Below are 16,359 nucleotides of genomic sequence, written 5' to 3' on the forward strand. Positions count from 1 at the left end.
GACGGCCCGTCAGCGTTGGCAGGTTACCGCACGGCGCGGGACGGCGCTGTGTCGAAAGCGGTCGACCGGTTCCCGGGTAGCGCAGGCGCTACCACGAATGGTCACGTTGTCGCCCTGCCAATAGACGCGTTGCGCGCATGGTCATGTCCACGGTGAACGGAAAGGATCGGTCTCGTTCGTCGTTCCCAGTGCGAAGGAAGAGCATGTCGAGACTGAAGTCCGTGCGCCGTGGAGTGGTTCGGGTGGCCGGCGTCCTGCTGATGGGCACGCTCGCCACCACGGCGATGACCGGCTCCGCCGGAGCCATCGTCAACGGCAAGGACTCCACCGAGCGGTACCCGTTCATGGCCTCGATCCCGTTGACCGTGCCCTCGGCGGGCAACTTTAAGGCCGTGTGCGGGGCATCGCTGATCCACCCGCAGTGGGTGCTGACGGCGGGGCACTGCGTCGAGCAGGGGGAAGGAGGGGCGGTGATGGACGGGACCGTGCGCGTCGGCAGCGACCGGCGGACGTCCGGCGGCACCGTCCGGAAGATCGACCGCGTCGTGCGCCACCCCGGCTACGAGGTGGGGCAGGGGGCGAAGCCGAACCGCAACGACGTCGCGCTGCTGCGCCTGGACCGACCGGTCGCGCACCAGCCGATCCGGATCGCCGAGCGGGCGGGCAGGCCCGGCACCCCGACGCGGCTGCTGGGGTTCGGCACCACGACCGAGGGAAGCGGTCCGGACGGGTGGAAGTTCCCCGAGCGGCTCCAGCAGCTCGACGCCCGGCGCGGTGCCGAGTCCGAGTGCGCGCCGGGCTTCGCGGACCGCACGCGGCTGTGCACGATCAGCCGGAAGGCCGGTGCCATGGCGTGCTCCGGTGACTCCGGCGGGCCGCAGGTCCAGCGGGGGGACTGGGGCCGCTGGGAGCTGATCGGCGTGACGCTCGGCCCCGGTGACGGAGACGGGCCGTGCGCGAACGGCCCCGGGCTCTACACCAACGCGACGGCCTACACCGGCTGGATCCACAAGACGATTCACAGCAAGCGCTGATTCCACTGTGGAGCGTCCGGTGTGGTCGGGTGCCGCCGCAGCTTCCGCGCGGCGGCACCCGTCGTATCACCGAGGACGGTCAGCGGCGCACCTGGTAGCGCAGGTGCAGCACCCGGTTCGCCCGGATCACCACGTCGGGGTCCTCCAGCAGGTGCTGTGCCCGCACCGACCCGAAGTAGCGCTTGCCGGACCCGAACACGACGGGGACGACGTCCATGCGCACCTCGTCGACCAGGCCCGCAGCCAGCACCTGACCACCGACGTCGCCGGCGGCCACCTCGACCAGGCGGTCGCCCGCGAGTTGCTGCGCCGTGGCCACGGCCGCCTCGACGCCGTCCACGAAGTGGAACGGGGCCTCGGCGTCCCAGCCCTCGGGCGCGGGCCGGTGCGTCACGACGACCACGTGGTCGATCCCGCCCGGCGGCTTCCCGTCCCAGCCGTCGGTCAGGTCGAACACGTGGCGGCCGACGATTGTCACGCCGATCTGGTCCCAGTACGGCCGGGTGTAGTCGTAGGAGGTCTGCGACACCTTCACGACACCGCTGTCGTCCAACGGGACGTCACCGCCGGACAGCCACTCGAACAGCGGTCCGGGCTGGTCGTCCTCGTCCGCGACGAAGCCGTCCACCGACACCGAGCTGTACATGACCACCTTGCCCACGGGCCCTCCTCCGCTGCGGGGCGCCCAAACTAGCCTGTCGTGAGCCGGCTCGGACCGGTGGTGCCGTGCCGGTGTTCGAGGTCCGGCGGTGTGAAGGCGAGCAGTTCGGGGACGGGCTCGGTGTACAGCTCGACCTCGACCAGCGCGGTGTGGGCGCTGGGGCCCTGGGACAGGCGCGAGCAGGGCCGGTCGGCGGTGAGGGCGTTGGGGTTGCCGTGGCGGTCCAGGGTTCCGCTCGAACCCGGCCGGACCGGGTCCCACCACGCCCCGGTGGACAGTTGCACGACACCCGGCATGACGTCGTCGGACAGGATCGCGCCGGCGAGGCAGCCGCCCCGGTCGTTGTGGACGCGGACGACCGCGCCGTCGGTGATGCCGCGCCGCGCGGCGTCCTCGGGGTTGATCGTCACGGGTTCGCGGCCGTGGACCTTCGAGCCCAGGCTGTGGTCGCCGTTGTCGTACTGGCTGTGCAGGCGGGAGGCGGGCTGGTTGGAGATCAGGTGCAGGGGGAACCGGTCGGCCAGGTCGCCGCCGAGCCACTCGGCCGGTTCGTACCAGGTCGGGTGTCCGGCGCAGTCGTCGTAGCCGAACGAGTCGATCTCCTCGGAGAAGATCTCGATCCGACCCGACGGGGTCGGCAGGGGGAAGCGCGCCGGGTCCGAGCGGAGGTCCTCGAAGCTGCCGGGGAAGGGGCCGGTCGCCAGGGGCCGCTCGGTGCTGGAAGCCCGCCAGAACTCGTCGAAGTCCGGGAGGGCGACCCGGTCGGCGAACCCGGCCCTGGTCTGCTCGTAGAGGTGGCGCACCCAGTCGATCTCGCTGCGCGACTCGGTGAACTCCTGCTCGTAGCCGAGCCGGGCGGCCAGGTCGGCGAAGATCCGGTGGTCGGTGCGGGACTCGCCGGCGGGTTCGCGGACCTTCGGCATCGCCACGAGGTGCGGGTCGCCGAACCCGGCGCCGAAGTCGTCGCGCTCCAGGCCGGTGGCGACGGGCAGGACGATGTCGGCGAACTTGGCCGTGGTGTTCCACCAGGCTTCGTGGACCACCACCGTGTCGGGGTGCTGCCAGGCGCGGGTCAGCCGGTGCAGGTCCTGGTGGTGGTGGAACGGGTTGCCCCCGCACCAGTAGACCAGGCGGAGGTCGGGCAGCGTGAGGCGCTTCCCGTCGTAGTCGATGGTCCGGCCCGGGTGCAGCAGGGTGTCGGCGATCCGGGCGACGGGGATGAAGTCCTCCACGGGGTTGGGGACTTCGGGGACCGTCGCGACGGAGGGGTGGTCCCGGGCGACGCCGGTCGCGTCCATCGTGGCGTAGCCCGCGCCCCAGCCGCAGCCGGGACGGCCCATCGAGCCGGACATGGCGGCCAGCACGACGGACATCCAGATGGGTTGTTCGCCGTGGTCCGCCCGCTGCACCGCGTAGTTGACCATGATGAGCGATCGCCGGGTGGCGATGCGGCGGGCGAGGTCGGTGATCGTGTCGCGGCCGATGCCGGTGATCCCCTCGGCCCAGGCGGCGTCCTTCGGGGTGCCGTCGGGCTCACCGAGCAGGTAGGAGGCGAAGCGGTCGAAGCCGACGCAGCACCGGCGGAGGAAGTCCTCGTCGTGCCAGCCGTTGACCAGCATCGTGTGGGCGATGCCGAGCATCGCGGCGGTGTCGGTGTTGGGGACGACGGGCAGCCACTCGGCGTCGAGGAAATCCGCGGTGTCACTGCGGATGGGGCTGACGTTGACGAACCGCACCCCGGCGTCGCGGCACCGGCGTTGCAGGTCCCGGGTCCGGTGCCGGGTCCGCCCGCCGGGGTTGACCTGGCTGTTCTTCAGGGCCAGCCCGCCGAACGCCACCACCAGTTCGCAGTGCTCGGCTATCTCGTCCCACACCGGCATCCGGGACTGGAAGCTCCACGGGTGGCCGCCGATGACGTGGGGGAGGACGACCTCCAGCGCCGCCGAGCTGTAGGTGTTGCGGGAGTCGGTGTAGCCCCCGCCCAGCGCCAGGAACCGCTGGAGCTGGCCCTGCGCCTGGTGGAACCTGCCCGCGCTCGCCCAGCCGTAGGACCCGCCGAACACCGCGTTGTCGCCGTGCTGTGCGCGGACCCGGCGGAGTTCGTCGCTCACCAGGGTGAGCGCGTCGTCCCACCCCACCTCCACGAAGGCGTCCGAACCCCGGGCCGTGCCGCGGGTGCGCGGTTCGCCGTCCAGCCAGCCCTTGCGCACTGCCGGGCGTAATACCCGGGCGCCGTCCTCGGCCGCCGCCACCATGCCCGGCCCGATCGGCGACGGCGCGGGGTCGTCGGGCTGCGGTTCGATCCGCACCAACCGGCCGGATTCGACCACGGCGGTGTAGTTGCCCCAGTGCGTCGCAACCGACATCCGTCGTTCCATCGTTGCACCATCCTCCCGATTTCGAGCAACAACACCGTGACTCATGGTAACGGTCCGCGCACGCAATCGGCTCCGAGGACGACGGGCACCCACCGCCCGGGTGGTGGGGTGCCGTCAGCCGGTGAACCGGCCGAACAGGTGGGTGGCGGGGTCGTCCGGGTCGTCGCCGTAGAAGAACTCCGCGAGCGCCCGGTGGAACTCGGCGCGGTCCAGCCCGCCCGAGCCGTCCAGGTCCAGCGCCGCGAAGACGGCGGCGCTGTCCTCGGGGGACACGTTGCCCGCCAGGCCGAAGATCTGCTGGAACTCCGCCTGGTCGACCCGGTCGTCCCCGTCGAGGTCGATCAGGTCGAAGTAGCAGTCGGCCACCGGCCCGACCTGCTGCGGGTACCGGGAGGGGTCGGCCAGCGCGGTCCGGAAGCCCTCGGTCATCTCCCGCAGGTCGACCTTCCCGTCGCCGTCCCGGTCCATGGGCTCGATCACGCCGGTCCAGAACGCGTCCAGCCCGTCGGTCAACCGGCGGGCGGTTGCGGAATCCGGCGCGGCACCCCGGGCCGCGATGTAGCGCTCGCCCATCATCCGGACGTCCTGACGGGTGATGACCCCGTCGCCGTCGACGTCCGCGCCCCTGAACCACTGCCGGTACTTGAGATCCTGAACCTGGGTCACGACCGGGGAACGTAGTCAGGCCGTGGCGCGGGCGTCCAGCGGCGCGACCACCGGGGAGATCGGATCACGCTTTCGGGTGAGGCCACCGCGTGCGCGGCGCGGTCAGGTGGCGGCGATGTCCAGCTTGCCGATCTTGTTCGAGGTCAGCAGCCCGAACCAGACCGCGCCGGGTTGGTGGACGTTGATGTCGCAGGGGTAGGAGGCCGACGAGGGCGTGCTCCACATCCGGACCTGGTGGGTGACCGGGTCGAAGCGCGCGATCTGGTTGCCCAGCCCGAACAGGGCGGGGAAGCTGACCGAGAAGTAGATGTTGCCGTCGCCGGCCTCGGCGATCGGACCCGGCATCGGCAGCGGGTTGCCGATGCTGCCGACGCCCAGTCCGCTGAGGACGCCGGTCAGCAACCCGCCCACGCCCAGCAGCGGGTACTCGGTGACCTGCCCGGTGGTGGGGTTGATGCGGGCGATCTTCATGCCGAGGGCTTCGCCGACCCAGATCGTGCCGTCGGCGGCGGTGCGCACGCCGACCGGGAATGATCCCGGCGTGGGCATCGGGTACTGGGTGAACACGTGCGTGTCCACGTCGAGGGTGGCGACCTTGTTCACCTGCGGCAGGTCGAACACGACGGTGCGCCCGGGGCCCGGTTTGATGATCCCGAACAGAGCGCCGACCTGACCGAGCACCTCGCCGGGCACCCGGTACTTGCTCCACTGCCCGGTCGCCGGGTCGTAGCGGCCGATGGAGTCCAGCCCGCCGAGGGTGAACCACAGCGCGCCGTCCGGTCCCAGGGCCAGGTCGTTGGCCAGCCCGAGGCCGCTGTGCAGCGGGATGCCCAGCGGCTGGAGGGCGAAGGCGTCGGCCCACGGCAGCGGGAACTCGGTCATGGAGCCGTCGGCGGTGTCGACGCGCAGCAGGCTGTTGCCCGTCACCTGGGGCATCCACAGGTCGCCTGCCGGGTCCAGGTCCATGCCGCCGGGCACCGACAGCGGCATCGGCGTGGAGAAGTTGGCGAACTGCCCGGTGGCCGGGTCGAACCGGGCGACCTGGCTGCTCAGGTACTGCTCGACCCACAGCGCCCCGCTGTGGTCGAACTCCACCTCGCACGCGCCCCCGACCGGCAGCGAGGAGGGCACCGGGCCGTACTCGGTGATCGGCGTCGCCGCCCCGGCGGGAACCGGTGCGGGCAGCCCGGACACGAGCAGCCCGGACACGAGCAGCGCCACCACCGTGGTGGGCAACGACTTCCGCTGTGCTGATCTCATGGCCACTCCCGGGATCGATGCTCCGGTCACGCCAGGTCGTCACATCGAGTAAAGCTCTCCGGCCATCGGGTGGCACCAAATGGCACCCGAATGGCCTAGCATGTTGCGGCTGGTTGGCGTGCCTGGCTGCTTCCGGGGCCGGCACGCCAACCGGCGGGAGGTCGACCCTGTGGACGCGGTCCTGCCGTTCAGCCCACTTCCTGCGCGCTGAGCGCTGCCTGCGCCGCGAGCCCGTTCGCCATGTCCTGCATGAAGCCCTGGAGGTAGGCCGGGAACGTCTCGCTCATCTCCGCCACCGCGACCGAGTAGGTGCCGTGCCAGTGGATGCGGGTGCCGGTGCCGGGCAGCTCCTGCAACTCCACGGTGGCCTGGTAGTCGGACATGAACGGGATCTCGACGCCCTCGTAGCGGAACTCGCGTTCGGGGTCGAGGGCCGTGATCCGCTCCTTGGTCACGACGTCGCCGGTGCGGAACGCGCGCGTCGCCCCGACGCCGTCGCGCCCGTCGTCCGAGAGGCCGGCGGACCGGTCGGGCTCCAGCGCGTCGATGGCGGTCCACGTGGGCCAGCTGCGCGCGTCCAGCAGGAGGGCCCACACCGCCGACGGGGTGCCGCCGAGTCGGCTGTCACGTCGTAGTCGCTCATGGGATCGACGGTATTCAACGGGGTGGCGGGGCGGGAATGCGCGGAATTGCCGCCTATCGGTCGAGGATTGCGGTCAGGGGGTCGGGTCCCGGCAGGAGCAGGTCGGACGCGCGGGTCGTGGCGCGGGCAGGCGCAGGGGTTGCGCCGGTTGCCGGAGGGTGTAGCGGGGTGGCGATCTCGGGCGACCTTCGGCTTGGAAACGCCTTCACGGCTTTGAGGAGAGTGCATGTCATCACCTCGGTCAGTGCGAGCGGCGGTGGCCGTGGTCGCGCTGTCCGCGGTCGTCGGCGGTGGTACGGCGCAGGCCGCCGAACAGGCGTGTCCGTGCTCGTCCTGGGCTCCGGGGACCACGGGCGTTGCTGGGCGGACCCGGTGACCGAGTACCAGGTCTCCGTCGACGGCGGCCAGACCTGGGAGTGGGGGCACTTCAGCGGCGGCGTCGGCGGTGAGAACGTGCCGGTGCGCCACACCTGGGCGTACGAGTTCACGCCCACCGCGCCCGGGTCTACACGATCGTCAGCCGCGTCAACACCGACACGGTCCACGGCGCGGTCTCCGCTCCGACGACGCTGGACGTGGGCGTGCCCGCGCCCATCCCCACCGGCGCGTGCACGCCGTGCACGCCGGACCTGGGTCCGCGCAACGCGAACCGCTGGGAGGACGAGAACCGGCGGGTCACGCTGGGCCTCAGGTTCTCCGTCGACCGGCCCGGCTTCATCACCGGCATCCGGCACGGCCAGGACCCGTCCACGCACCTGGCACGCCTGTGGCGTTCGGACGGGACGGTGCTCGCCTCCCGGAGGATCGCGGGCGGCGGCGGTAACGACTGGACGTTCCCGTCACCCGTGGCCGTGTCACCGGGTCAGGAGTACGTGGTGGACATCTCGCTCTTCGGCCCCTACGTCAGCCACCACACGCTGCACACGGCGACGCTGCGGCAGTCCCCGTTCATCGTGCCCCCGCACGCCGGGGTGCACGCCTACGACGAACAGTTCCCGACCTCGACGTGGCACGACAGCAACTACCTCGTCAGCCCCGTCTTCACCTCGTCCTGACGACCGGTCGGGCGCGCGGGTTCCGCGCGCCCGACCATCGAGGATCACTCCACTGTGTCCGCTGCTCGCGGCGGGAAGTGCTGTGGCGCAGGTGGTGTCCGCTGCGCCCCGCCGATGTCGGTGGTGGCCGGTAGCGTTCGGGCATGGTCTCAGTCGATCCCGCCGGCAGCCCCCGGATTGTCGTCACCGGAGCACGCACGAACAACCTCCGCGACGTCTCCCTCGAGGTGCCGAAGCATCTGCTGACCGTGTTCACCGGGGTGTCCGGCTCCGGCAAGTCCTCGCTCGTGCTGGACACGATCGCCGCCGAGTCGCAGCGGCTGGTGAACGACTCCTACTCGACGTTCATCCGTGCCCGGCTGCCGCAGATGCCCGCGCCCGAGGTGCAGGCGATGGACGGCCTGACCTTCACCGTCCTGATCGACCAGCGCCGCTTCACCGGCAACTCGCGCTCCACGGTCGCCACGGCCACCGACATCGCACCGCTGCTGCGGCTGGTGTTCTCCCGGATCGGCGAGCCGTCGGCGGGGTACACGCCCGCCTACTCGTTCAACGACCCGTCCGGGATGTGCCCGAACTGCGAGGGGCTCGGCACCGTCCACGACATCGACGTCGACCGGCTGATCGACCCGGACAAGACCATCGACCAGGGGCCGGTGCGCTTCAGCATCTTCCGGCCGGGCGTGTACCGGTGGAAGCGCTTCGCCTACGCCGGCCTGTTCGACCGGTCGAAGCCGTTGAAGGACTACACGCCGGAGGAGATGGACCAGTTCCTCTACGCGGACCAGCTCAAGCTGGAGAACCCGGACCCGCGCTTCCCGCAGAGCGCGCGCTTCGACGGCGTGATCACCCGGATGCGGGACGTCTACTTCAAGCAGGGGCGCTCCAAGATGTCGGCGTCGGTCCGCGCGGAGCTGGACGAGCTGGTCACCACGCACCAGTGCCCGGACTGCGGGGGCTCACGGCTGAACCCGGCGGCGCGGGCGAGCCTGGTCGACGGGCTGTCGATCGTGGATTGGGTGCGGATGCCGGTCTCGGAGCTGCGCGGGATGCTCGACGGCTTCGCGGACCCGCGCGTGGCCCCGGCGCTCGCCGGCATCCGCCACGTGCTCGACGCCCTGCTCTCGGTCGGGCTCGGGTACCTCACGCTGGACCGGGAGTCCTCGACGCTGTCGGGCGGCGAGGCGCAGCGGGTGAAGATCGTGCGGCACCTGGGCAGCGCGCTCACCGACGTGACCTACGTGTTCGACGAGCCGAGCACCGGGCTGCACCCCGCCGACATCAAGCGCCTGGTGGAGCTGCTCAAGCGGCTGCGCCGGCGCGGCAACACCATCCTGGTCGTGGAGCACCACCCGCAGGTGATCGCCGTCGCCGACCACGTGGTGGACCTGGGGCCCGGTGCCGGTGCCGACGGTGGCCGGATCGAGTTCGAGGGCACACCGGGCGGCCTGCGCGACAGCGGGACGACCACCGGGCGGCTGCTCGCCCAGCCCCTGCGCCTGCGGTCGGCGGTGCGGCCGGCGCACGGCACCGCGCGGGTGGTCGGCGCCCGCTCGCACAACCTGACCGGGTTCGACGTGGACGTGCCGCTCGGCGTGCTGACGGCGGTGACGGGTGTCGCCGGGTCGGGGAAGAGCTCGTTCGCCACGGTCGAGCTGCCGCAGCAGCACCCGGGCTTCACCGTCGTCGGCCAGGAGCCGCTGCGCGGCGGGGTCCGGTCGATGTCGCTGACCGTGCTGGGCGTGGCCGACGCCGTGCGCTCCGCGTTCGCCGCCGCGTCGGGGCTGGACCCGTCGTGGTTCAGCTTCAACGGTCGCGGCGCGTGCCCCACCTGCAAGGGCAAGGGGCACATCACCACCGAGCTGGCGTTCCTGGACGACGTCTCGACGCCGTGCGACGAGTGCGGCGGGCTGCGCTTCAACGAGACCGCGCTCGCGGCGCGGCTGGACGGCAGGTCCATCGCGGACGTGCTCGCCGCGCCGCCGGCGGAGGTCGCGGCGCTGTTCGCCGACCACGCGGACATCGCGGGCGCGATGTCGTGGGTGCAGCGCACCGGCCTGGGCTACGTGGCGGTGGGCCGCTCGCTCGACACCCTGTCCGGCGGCGAGAAGCAGCGGCTGCTGCTGGCCCGCCACCTCAGCGACCCGCGCCGCGACCGGGCCGACCGGATCGTGCTGGACGAGCCGACCACGGGCCTGCACCCCGACGACGTCGACACCCTCAACACGCTGTTCGCCGACCTGGTCGACGGGGGAGCGACCCTGGTCGTGGTCGAGCACACCATGCGCGTGGTCGTCCGCGCCGACCACGTCATCGACATCGGTCCGGGCGCGGGTTCCGAGGGCGGCCGGCTGGTCTTCGAGGGCCCGCCCGCCGAACTGGCCGCGCGGCCGGACTCGCTCACCGGCCTGGCGCTGGCAGCGGCGATCGGGGCGGTGCACTGAACCGGTCAGATCCACACTTCCCGGAGCGGGCCCCGCTGCTCGAGCCGGCTCTCCACCAGGATTCCGCTGCCGTAGCTCCTGTCGTCGGTCAGGTCGACGCCCAGCGCGGCGCAGTACCGGTCGAGCACCTCGACGGTGAAGCGCTGCCGGATGTCGGGGTTCGCGTAGCGCGCGGTGTCCTCGAACGCCTGCGGTTCGCCGGACGCGCCCCAGTGCCGGCGCCCGCCGTCCTCGATGACGTCGATCGTGCGCACGTACCCCTCCGGCGTCGTGCCGCCCGGCCCCCACAGCCGGAACTGCACGCCCAGCCGCGCCTCCATGCCCGCGCAGCGGATCGGTTCGGCGACCCGGGACACCCCGAACGCCCGCACGCCCAGCCGCCGGGCCAGCTCCGAGCACGTGCTCGTCGCGTCGGTGGCGTGGGCGTAGCTGTCGAAGTAGGCGACCCACGAACCGTGCTGCACCAGCAGCTCCCTCGGGCGCAGGCCGGGCAGCAGCGGGTTGAGGTGGGGGAGCTGCGCGGCCAGCGGTCCGGGGACCCGCCGGGTGCGCGGACCGAGGCCGAGTTCGGCCCGCCACGCGGCCAGTTCCGCCGCGACGTCCGCCACCGCGCCCTCGACGAACCCGGCGGACGCCTGGAAGAACGCGACCGCTTCCGGAGCCGCCACAGGACGTGCTGTCACGGCGACCAACCTAACGCGTGTTTCAAAGCTGAGGTGACCGCAGGTGTCGTTGTTGCAGACGGATCGAGGTCTCCGGTGGACGGGTCGACGACCAAGAAACCCGCAAGACCGGAACGAAGTGGAGCAGTGGCAGGCGATCGTGACCGGGCTGCCGGCCGGTGCCGACGCCGCCGGCCTGATCGGGTGGGACGTGTCGGTCGGTTCCACGATCGTGCGGGCGCACCGGCACGCCGCCGGCGCGCGCAACCGGCCCGGACCCGACCGGACCGTGTGCCGGCAGACAAGGCATACAGCTCCACGTGCAACCGCGCCTACCTGCGGCACCGCCGGATCAAGGCGACCATCGACCAACCCCGCGACCAAACTGCCCACCGCAAGGACAAGGGCACACGCGGCGGACGACCACCCGCGTTCGACCCCCGGGCATACCCCCAGCGCCACGCCGTCGAGTGCGGTGTCAACCTGCCCACACAACACCGGGCCATGGCCACCCGCTACGACGAACTCGTCCTCCGCTACCAGGCCACCGTCCACCTCGCCGCCATCAACCTGGCTACGACGCTCCTGGAACGCGGGCGGACCCGCCGCCGCCCGGCCCCGGCGTGCCGAGGCCGGGTGGCTGGCCGGCCGTCACCCCACCAGGTTCGGCTGCTCGCCGAGCAGGTGCGCCACCTCCGGGTAGCGGCCGGTGGCCTGCACCCGGCCGCCGTCGAGCACGACCACGTGGTCGGCCGCGCGGATCGTGGACGGCCGGTGCGCGATCACCAGCAGCGTGCACTCCGCGCTGATGTCCTCGATGGTGCGGGCGAGGGCGGCCTCGTTGGCCGCGTCGAGCTGGGACGTCGGCTCGTCCATCAGCAGCAGTTGCGGGCGGGGCAGCAGGGCGCGGGCGATCGCCACCCGCTGCTGCTCGCCGCCGGACAGCGTGCTGCCGTGCTCGCCCACCGGGGTGTCCAGGCCCAGCGGCAGGCGGTCGACCAGGCTCTCCAGGCCCGCCAGCCGCACCGCCCGCGCGACCTCGGCGTCGGAGGCGCCCGGCTCGGCGTAGGTCACGTTCTCCCGCAGCGTGCCGTGCATGACCGGCGCGCTCTGCTCCACCAGGCTGATCGCCTCGCGGCACTCCCGCACGGTCATCTCCGCCACGTGGTCCCGCCCGCCCAGCAGGATGCGCCCGGTGCGCGGCTCGTGGAACCGGGCGATCAGGCCGAACACCGTCGACTTGCCCGCGCCGGACGGCCCGACCAGCGCCACGTGGCTGTTGCGCGCCACGGTGAACGACACGTCGTGCAGCACCGGCCGGTCCGGCTGGTAGGCGAAGCCGACGTTGCGGAACTCGACCGCCGGCGCGTCCGGGTCCGGGGCCGGCCTGCGCGGGCGGGCACCGGCCGCGCCGGTGGTCTCCTCGTCCTCGGTGGGCACGTCGGTCACGGCGCTGATCCGCTGGAGCGCGGCCAGGCCGCGCTGGAGGGTGGCGAACACGTCGAACATGTTCGACAGCGGCGTGGCGATGTAGGTGACGTAGAGCAGGAACCCGACCAGCTCGGCCAGCGACGACTGCCCGCCCGCCACCCGCAGCCCGCCGATCACCAGCACGCTGATCATCGCGCCGTGCGTGGCCAGCGTCATCGCCGGGTTGATCACCGCGTTGCGCTTCACGGCCTGGATGCTGTTCGCGTACGACTCCTCGGCCAGCCGCCCGATCCGCTCCTGCTCGCGCTGCTCGGCGCGCATCACCCGGACCGTGCGGATGGCCGACAGCGCGCGCTCCAGTTCGGCGCTCATCCCGCCGAGGTTGTCCTGCGCGTCCTCCACCGAGCGCCGGATGCCCGCCAGCAGCAGCGTGGTCAGCCCGCCGATCGTGCCGACGATGACCGCGACGAGCAGGAACAGGGTGGCGTCGAGCAAGATCATCATGGCGATGCCGCCGACCACGATGAACACCCCGACGCCGGCCTCCACCAGGTCGTAGGCCAGCGAGTCGCGCAGCAGCGCGGTGTCGCTGGTGGTGCGGGTGAGCAGGTCGCCGAGCCGGTGCTCCTGGTAGCGGCGCACCGGCCAGCGCAGCAGCCGGGCCACGATGGTCCTGCGCAGCCCCAGCACGATCCGCTCGCCGGTCCGCTCCAGCAGGTAGTGGCCGAACGCGGTGATCACCGCCTCCGCCACGAACACCACCGTCAGCAGGACGAGCGACACCTGGAAGGGGCGGCTGTGGGAGAAGTCCTCGATGGTCCGGGTCGCCAGCAGCGGCTGGGCCAGGCCCATCACGCCGCCGACCAGGGACAGGCCCAGTGCCGCGCCGATCACGCCCCGGTGGCCCCGGGTGACCCGCACCAGGTCGCGCCAGCCGACCCGTCGTGCTCCTCCGTCCGCGAAGTCCGGCTCGTCGTCCTCGTCGGCTGCCCCGCGCGGACGCACGCCGTTCCTCATCCGGTCTCCCTAGCGGTGCTGTGGTGCGACGGTGATCAGCGGGACGAAGGCCAGCACCTGCTCGCCCTCGTCCACCGCGCTGCCCTCGGCCTCGACCCAGGCGTGCGCGCTGAACGGCGAGGTCCGGGCCCCCACCCGCCAGGTGGGCCACGCGCCGCGCGCCCGGCACACCAGGGCGGTGGCGATCGAGCGGGGTAGGCAGCCCTTGCCGGCGCAGGTGAGGCTGACCGCGATGACCGCCGACCGCGCGGCCCTGGCCTGGTCGGTGGTGGCGGGGGCGGCCCCGGCGCGCAGCGCGGTGAGCAGCCGGCGGATCCGGTGCGGCGGCAGGTGCGAGAGCAGCAGCGCCACGCCGACCGCCGTCCGCACCAGCAGGCGCGTGCGCAGCGGCGGCCGGGCCGCGCTGAACAGGGTCTCCGGCGAGCTCACGCGGTCACCACCAGACCGGCGTCCAGGAGCTGGCCGACCAGCTCCCGCACGTCCGACACGGCGTCGTCCACGGCGGTGGACCCGTCCTGGTCGACCAGCGTGCGGGCGATGGCCACCTCGTCGTCGCCGGCGAGCCCGCGCACCAGGGTGGTCAACCCGCTCGGGTTGAGCTGCCAGTACTCGCCGGACCGCTGGTCGAGCAGCACGCCGCCGCCGTCCCCGGTCTCGGCCAGCGACACGTCCTCGCGCAGGTGCAGGGTCATCGGACGACCTCCGGGGTGGCCGCGTCGACGGCGGCGGGTTGTTCCAGGTCACGCAGCCAGCGCTCGCAGCTGACCGAGGTGGAGATGGCGTAGGGGGTGAACATCCGGATGCGGAAGCTGGTACAGGTCTCGCGCAGCACGCCCGGGTCCACCAGGCCGAGCCGGCCCAGGCGGGAGTCCGCGCACAGCTCGGCGAGCTGCCGCACGTTGGCCCGCAGGCCGTCGTGCTCCACGTTGGACCCCTCGGCCTTGGTCGACCGTGCCAGGCAGGGTTCCGGCACGATGCCGCGCATCGCCTCGGCCAGCAGCGGCTTGTACTTCCACGGTGTGCGGCGCTCGTGGGTGCGGGCGGACGTGCACGCCTGCACCACGGCGTCGTCCAGGTAGGGCGAGGTGATCCGGGTGCCCTCGGCGGCGTAGAGCGGGACGGTCGCGCGGACCAGGCTCGCGCCTGTCCGGATGCCCCAGACGGTGTGGTGCGCGGTCCAGTCCCGGCCGTGCCGCCGGGTGGTCGCGGCCTCCTCCAGCAGCAGGTCGCGGGCCAGCTCGACGGCCTCCGGCGTCGCCCACGGCGGGAGCTGCACGAGGGTGGCCGCCGTCTCCCGGTCCAGCGGCGACGCCTCCAGCGCGCGGGCCCGCCGGGCCAGCCACCCCGGGTAGTCCTCGCGCCGGTCCAGGGCGTGCCCCAGGATGTCGCGCCACCGCAGGTGCTCCAGCGCCCGGTACGCGCGCAGGTGCCGCCACGCGGTCAGCGGGTGCCGGCGCAGCAGCTCGAACACGCCGGACGCGCCGCCCATCAGGGTCTCGTCGCCGCCGTCGCCGGTGAGGTGGACCTGCGAGCCCTGGTCGCCGACCAGGCGGGCGAGCGTCCGGTACATCGGGCGGTCCTCGACGCCCGGGAACGGCTCCTCGGTGGCGGGCAGCCGGTCGAGGACGTCGCTGTAGTGGCTGGGCAGCCGGTCGCGGGGAACGGTGAGGCGGCGCAGGTTCGGCAGGTACCCGGCGGCGAGGTCGGCCCACAGCGGGTCGTCGTCGCCCAGGTCGGCGCCGAGCCTGGTCACGGTGGTCAGCGGCCGGCCGCCGCGCGAGGCGAGGAAGCACAGCGTGGTGGAGTCGAGCCCGCCGGACAGGTCGGCGGTCACCGTCAGCCCGGAGTCCTGCCGCGCGCGCACCGCGTCGGCGAGCGCGACCCGCAGCGCGCCGGCGGCCTCGGCCAGCGGCAGGTCGGCGGGCGGTGGTTCCCAGCGCCGGCGGGACCGCCCGCGACCGGCGGGGGAGAGCACCAGGCAGCAGTCCTCGTCGACGGCGCGCACGCCCTCCCAGAGCGGCGCGTTCACCGTGTGCAGCGGGACTTCGGAGAGCAGGAGCTTGAGCACCAGCCGCCGCCGGTCCAGGTCGGCGGAGGTGAGCCGGGCGAGCACGTCGGCGCGGGTGGCCGCCACGGTCAGGCCGCCGACGTCGGCGTGCACGACGCGGCGCAGGCCGGACAGCGTGCCCTGGGCGCGCACGGTGCCGCGCACGGAGGCCAGCAGGTGGAAGCACCCGGGCGCGGTGAACCCGTCCAGCGCGCTCGCGTGCTCGGTGCGGGCGGCGAGCGCGGTGAGCCGCTCGGGCGTGGCGGAGCAGAACCCCAGCGCGGCGACCGACGTCCGGCCCGCCGTGCCCACCCGCAGGTCCACCGGGTCCCACCGGCCCACCAGCCAGGGGCGGCCGGACGGGTGGTCGACCCGCCGGGGCGCGTCGAGCGTCGCGGCGATCGAGTGGGACTCGGGGTGGTCGGGCAGCACGACCAGCCATTCGTCGGCGGGACCGACGGCATTCACGTGACGTTCCCCCTCGGTGCGGCCCGGACGTGGCGGGGCGGCGTGGTCGCGGCACGGGGTGGTGCGGGCCGGTCGTGCACCGGGCCCGCACCACCTCGTGGTCGAATCCTGGTCAGAGCAGGATGTGCCGTGGACGGCGACGGTGGTCCCGGTCCTTGAAGATCGGACGGCTGTGCTTGGTGAGTCGCTCGAACGAACCGAGCTTCAGCAACGTCGGTTTCGAGTACATCGCGCACCCCCTCTCCTCGTTCGTCTCCGATACCGCTGGGCTGTTGTCTGCACGGGATCGCGCGTTCTGTGCGATGGCCAGATTACGCACTCCGAGGCTGTTGGGAATGCCTGGCGGACGGGTTGATCCCATCGAGCGACGTCAGGCAAATCGTGATTCTCCATGCGCTTTCGAGGAGGGATTTCGGCCTGGCGTGGCCGGTGTCGTCACGGAGGGTCGACTGATCCCGGTCAGGCGGGTATATCGGTGGTGTGACGGCATGGCGCGATCGGGGAAAGTGTTCGCGGCGAGATCGGAGTGAATCGCGGGCGTGGATTCGGGTGCCTCGCCCGAGTGGGTGTCCAGGGTGAGCGGAGAGTCGTCC

Annotated in this window: 14 protein-coding genes; 3 read left to right on the forward strand and 11 right to left on the reverse strand. The window is 72.6% G+C overall.

The window, feature by feature from the left end:
• Window positions 1-203 precede the first annotated feature (203 nt).
• On the forward strand, window positions 204-1,034 hold the full coding sequence (locus AB0I60_RS19425; RefSeq protein ID WP_360731633.1) for a serine protease: 831 nt from the start codon (window positions 204-206) through the stop codon (window positions 1,032-1,034).
• Between the two features lie 79 nt (window positions 1,035-1,113).
• On the opposite strand, the gene AB0I60_RS19430 is transcribed toward AB0I60_RS19425, so the two are convergent.
• The 5 genes from AB0I60_RS19430 to AB0I60_RS19450 form a co-directional block, all read right to left on the reverse strand.
• Entirely contained in the window at window positions 1,114-1,695 is a 582-nt protein-coding gene (locus AB0I60_RS19430) for a dihydrofolate reductase family protein (RefSeq protein ID WP_360731635.1), read from the reverse strand.
• A 29-nt stretch (window positions 1,696-1,724) separates the two neighbouring features.
• Entirely contained in the window at window positions 1,725-4,073 is a 2,349-nt protein-coding gene (locus AB0I60_RS19435) for a molybdopterin-dependent oxidoreductase (RefSeq protein WP_360731637.1), read from the reverse strand.
• Between the two features lie 114 nt (window positions 4,074-4,187).
• Window positions 4,188-4,739, reverse strand: a complete 552-nt coding sequence (locus tag AB0I60_RS19440) for an EF-hand domain-containing protein (protein ID WP_360731639.1) — start codon at window positions 4,737-4,739, stop codon at window positions 4,188-4,190.
• A gap of 102 nt (window positions 4,740-4,841) precedes the next feature.
• Complete coding sequence (locus AB0I60_RS19445) at window positions 4,842-5,999, reverse strand: hypothetical protein (protein ID WP_360731641.1); 1,158 nt, start codon at window positions 5,997-5,999, stop codon at window positions 4,842-4,844.
• A gap of 188 nt (window positions 6,000-6,187) precedes the next feature.
• Window positions 6,188-6,595, reverse strand: a complete 408-nt coding sequence (locus tag AB0I60_RS19450; protein ID WP_360731643.1) for an SRPBCC family protein — start codon at window positions 6,593-6,595, stop codon at window positions 6,188-6,190.
• Between the two features lie 628 nt (window positions 6,596-7,223).
• On the opposite strand from AB0I60_RS19450, the gene AB0I60_RS19455 reads away from it, so the two are divergent.
• Window positions 7,224-7,697, forward strand: a complete 474-nt coding sequence (locus AB0I60_RS19455; protein ID WP_360731645.1) for a DUF4082 domain-containing protein — start codon at window positions 7,224-7,226, stop codon at window positions 7,695-7,697.
• Window positions 7,698-7,840: 143 nt separating this feature from the next.
• Window positions 7,841-10,141: an excinuclease ABC subunit UvrA gene (locus AB0I60_RS19460; protein WP_360731647.1), complete on the forward strand. Its 2,301-nt coding sequence runs from the start codon at window positions 7,841-7,843 to the stop codon at window positions 10,139-10,141.
• Between the two features lie 5 nt (window positions 10,142-10,146).
• Here the strand turns inward: AB0I60_RS19460 and AB0I60_RS19465 are convergent, their stop codons facing one another.
• From AB0I60_RS19465 to AB0I60_RS19490, 6 genes are all read right to left on the reverse strand, one after another.
• Window positions 10,147-10,824, reverse strand: a complete 678-nt coding sequence (locus AB0I60_RS19465) for a hypothetical protein (protein ID WP_360731648.1) — start codon at window positions 10,822-10,824, stop codon at window positions 10,147-10,149.
• Between the two features lie 630 nt (window positions 10,825-11,454).
• Window positions 11,455-13,251 (reverse strand): ABC transporter ATP-binding protein, encoded by a 1,797-nt coding sequence (locus tag AB0I60_RS19470; RefSeq protein ID WP_360731650.1) that lies wholly within the window; start codon window positions 13,249-13,251, stop codon window positions 11,455-11,457.
• Window positions 13,252-13,260: 9 nt separating this feature from the next.
• A complete protein-coding gene (locus AB0I60_RS19475; RefSeq protein ID WP_360731652.1) occupies window positions 13,261-13,680 on the reverse strand; it encodes a lasso peptide biosynthesis B2 protein in 420 nt (139 codons plus the stop codon).
• Complete coding sequence (locus tag AB0I60_RS19480) at window positions 13,677-13,943, reverse strand: lasso peptide biosynthesis PqqD family chaperone (protein WP_360731654.1); 267 nt, start codon at window positions 13,941-13,943, stop codon at window positions 13,677-13,679. The genes AB0I60_RS19475 and AB0I60_RS19480 overlap by 4 nt, the downstream gene beginning before the upstream one ends.
• Window positions 13,940-15,766: an asparagine synthase-related protein gene (locus tag AB0I60_RS19485; protein WP_360731655.1), complete on the reverse strand. Its 1,827-nt coding sequence runs from the start codon at window positions 15,764-15,766 to the stop codon at window positions 13,940-13,942. Before AB0I60_RS19485 ends, AB0I60_RS19480 begins: the two co-directional genes overlap by 4 nt.
• 112 nt (window positions 15,767-15,878) lie before the next feature.
• Window positions 15,879-16,127 carry a lasso RiPP family leader peptide-containing protein gene (locus AB0I60_RS19490; protein ID WP_360731657.1) on the reverse strand — a complete coding sequence of 83 codons (249 nt, stop codon included), beginning with the start codon at window positions 16,125-16,127 and terminating at the stop codon, window positions 15,879-15,881.
• Between the last annotated feature and the right edge of the window lie 232 nt (window positions 16,128-16,359).

The sequence above is a fragment of the Actinosynnema sp. NPDC050436 genome (assembly GCF_040655415.1).
GTDB lineage: Bacteria > Actinomycetota > Actinomycetes > Mycobacteriales > Pseudonocardiaceae > Actinosynnema.